The following is a 2,741-nucleotide window of genomic DNA, read 5'->3' on the forward strand; positions in this document are numbered from 1 at the left end:
GGCCGCGTCCTCGGGTCCGCACGGCCAAGCCGAGACGTCGACGGACGCCTCCGTGCGGACCCCGAAGGGGCTGCCGTGCCCTCGCCCGGGCGCGGCGCTCGCGGGCAGCGCGAGCAGTCCGGCGGATGCGGCGATGGCGCAGATCGTGAGCCATCGTCTCTTATGGGCCGGGGCTGACATCAGGACCTCCCGAACAGGCAGGGATACGGCCGTCGCAGGAGACCCGATCACCCGAGGGGAGGGCACTTCAGACGTCTGGTCCACCCTTGACCAGAACCTGCCATCGCACGACCCGGCGTGGTGCGGAGCACTCGGCACAGGGGCCGGACAGCCTTGGCACCGCCCCCCGTCCGGAGGGACAGTGAGAGGGGGAAGCCTCGCCGGGAGGTGAGCACAGTGAGGTACTGGGACGGCGGTGGCTGGGCCTGGATGGCCTTCATGCCCCTCGTGTGGATCGTGCTGCTCGGCCTCGTCGTGTGGGCGGTGGTCCGGCTCACGCAGCACCCCACCGGCCGGGACGGCGGGCACGAGCCCGGGCAGCCGCCACGGGAGACACCGGAGGAGATCCTCGATCGCCGCTTCGCCTCGGGTGAGCTGGACGCCGAGACCTACACCGCGGCCCGCGAACGGCTGGCCGCCCACAGGCCGGGCCCCCGATGACCGCGGTCCGCGTGGCGGGCGACGGCCGGGTGTGCCGGGGTCTCGCGCGGGGCGGGGAGAGGCGGAGCGTCAGTGCTCGTGCGGGCCCGGGCGGTGCACGGGGCCGTGGGCGTCGTCGCAGTGCTCCGCCGGCTCGGGCGACGGCGTGCTGATCTGCAGCAGTTCCGCGACGTCCGCGTCCTCTCCGAGATGGTCGACCTGGAGGGTGGCGTGGCCGATGCGGTGCGTGTCGCGCAGCAGCTGCTGGAGGTGCCGGCGCACGGCGTGGCAGTCCCCGCCCGGCTCGACCAGTACGTGGGCGGAGAGGGCGGGCTCGCCGGAGGTGATGGTCCACACGTGCAGATCGTGGATCTCCACGACGGACGGTTGCGCGGCGAGTTCGTCACCGATCGCGTCGGGGTCGTAGCCGACCGGAGCGGCCTCGAGGAAGATCCGTCCGGAGTCGCGCACCAGCCCGTAGCCGCCCTTGAACATGAGGGCGACCACGACGAGCGTGGCGATGGCGTCGGCGCGGGCGAAGCCCGTGAGCACGACGATCAGCGCGGCGACGGCGGTGCCGACGAAGGCGAACAGGTCGTTGAGGATGTGCTGGTAGGCGCCCTCGACGTTCAGGGAACTCCGGTTGGCCTTGGAGATGCACCAGGTGGCGACCACGTTCACGGCGATGCCGGCGAGCGCGGTTCCCAGCATCAGAGCGCCCGCCACCTCGGGCGGGCTGATGAGCCGGCGCACCGCCTCGTACGCCAGCCACGCCCCGAGCAGCAGCAGGGTCAGACCGTTGGCCTGAGCGGAGAGGATCTCCGCGCGTTTGAGGCCGTACGTGAAACCGCCGCGGGCGGGGCGGGCCGACAGCCGCATCGCGACGAGGGCGAGGACGATCGAGGCGGCGTCGGTGAGCATGTGCGCCGCGTCGGAGATGAGGGCCAGGGAGCTCGCGACGATGCCGACGACGACCTCGGCGGCCATGAACACCGTGATCAGGGTCAGGGCGAGGGCCAGCCAGCGGCGGTCGGCGTCCGCCGACACACCATGGGAGTGGCCGGCGTGCCCGCCCGCGCCGTGACCGTGCTCGTGGTCGTCGTGCCCGTGCCCCGTCACGGGGTCGTGCTGGTGATCGCCCATGCTGAATGCCTTCCCCCTCGTGTCGGATACCCGACCGCAGTGAAACGCATCGGCGGGGGAACCGGCAAAGGCTGCACCGGTGACCGTTGTCATCTCCGATAAGGAGGCACTGAGCTGCGGAAACTCAGGTGGGGCTCGGGGCGGCGCTCGGACGGGTGCCGGTCATGTGGACGATGGTCCCGCCGAGTGTGGTCCGGAACCGCCTGAGCATGTCCGGCTGGGCGCTGACCACCCAGCGGGCGCCGACCAGGTAGGTGCCCTGGTAGGGGTTGATCGTGTCCAGCCAGGTCTCCTTGTACCGCTCCTCGGGGAACGTGGTGGGTAGTCGCCGTCCTTGGTGTGGCAGACACCCTCGCGCAGTTCGTCGGCGTCAATGCGGATCTCGACCTCGCAGTCCGTCAGGGCGGCGATGACCTCCACCTTCGCGGGGGCCACGACCTGGGCCCGCTGGGCGGACACCGCCGGGCTCTTCGACGCCTTGGCCCCGGCGGCCCCTTCTTCCTCGCCCCCGCCGCAGGCCGCGGCCAGTGGGACGAGGGCCAGGCTGCCGGCGAGGGCGGCACCGCGGACCAGTCGGGTGGCGAAGGGCGCGGGGGCCGGGCCGGTACGCCGTTGCTGCTGGGACACGTGTCGACTCCGAAGGCGGTTGCGCGGCTGGACGGACGTACGGCGAGGGATACGGATGAACGCGGGTGGGTGTTCACCGCGCGGTCGGAACGGACGCTGTGCGCGTTGTGCCGGTCGCCTTCCGGGACTTGGCCGTCATGCAAACATTTGATCTGTTCATAGGAAAGTCATTAAGGTCATGCCCGAGCCCTCGATCAGGTGATCACTCAGAAGGAGTTCGCCCCTGTGGCGTCCCATCGTCGACCCAAGCAGCCCAGTCGCACGCGTGTCACCGTGCTGACCACCGCGGCCGCGGCCGCCGTCGCGCTCAGCGCGAACGCCGCCAACGCCGC

At 71.5% G+C, this 2,741-nt stretch carries 3 protein-coding genes; 1 reads left to right on the plus strand and 2 read right to left on the minus strand.

Annotation, left to right across the window (positions count from 1 at the left end; all coding sequences use genetic code 11):
• Positions 1 to 180, minus strand: a 180-nt coding sequence (locus ABZX30_RS37955) for a hypothetical protein (protein WP_355942967.1), incomplete at its 3' end; no start/stop codon positions are given.
• A 207-nt stretch (positions 181 to 387) separates the two neighbouring features.
• Here ABZX30_RS37955 and ABZX30_RS37960 point away from each other — a divergent pair.
• The gene (locus ABZX30_RS37960) at positions 388 to 660 is read left to right on the plus strand and encodes an SHOCT domain-containing protein (protein WP_355942969.1); all 273 of its coding nucleotides are present in this window, start codon (positions 388 to 390) and stop codon (positions 658 to 660) included.
• A gap of 69 nt (positions 661 to 729) precedes the next feature.
• Here ABZX30_RS37960 and ABZX30_RS37965 read toward each other — a convergent pair whose 3' ends face one another.
• Positions 730 to 1,782, minus strand: a complete 1,053-nt coding sequence (locus ABZX30_RS37965) for a cation diffusion facilitator family transporter (RefSeq protein WP_355942972.1) — start codon at positions 1,780 to 1,782, stop codon at positions 730 to 732.
• Positions 1,783 to 2,741: the final 959 nt, after the last annotated feature.

The organism is Streptomyces sp. NPDC004542, from assembly GCF_040610035.1.
Lineage (GTDB): Bacteria > Actinomycetota > Actinomycetes > Streptomycetales > Streptomycetaceae > Streptomyces.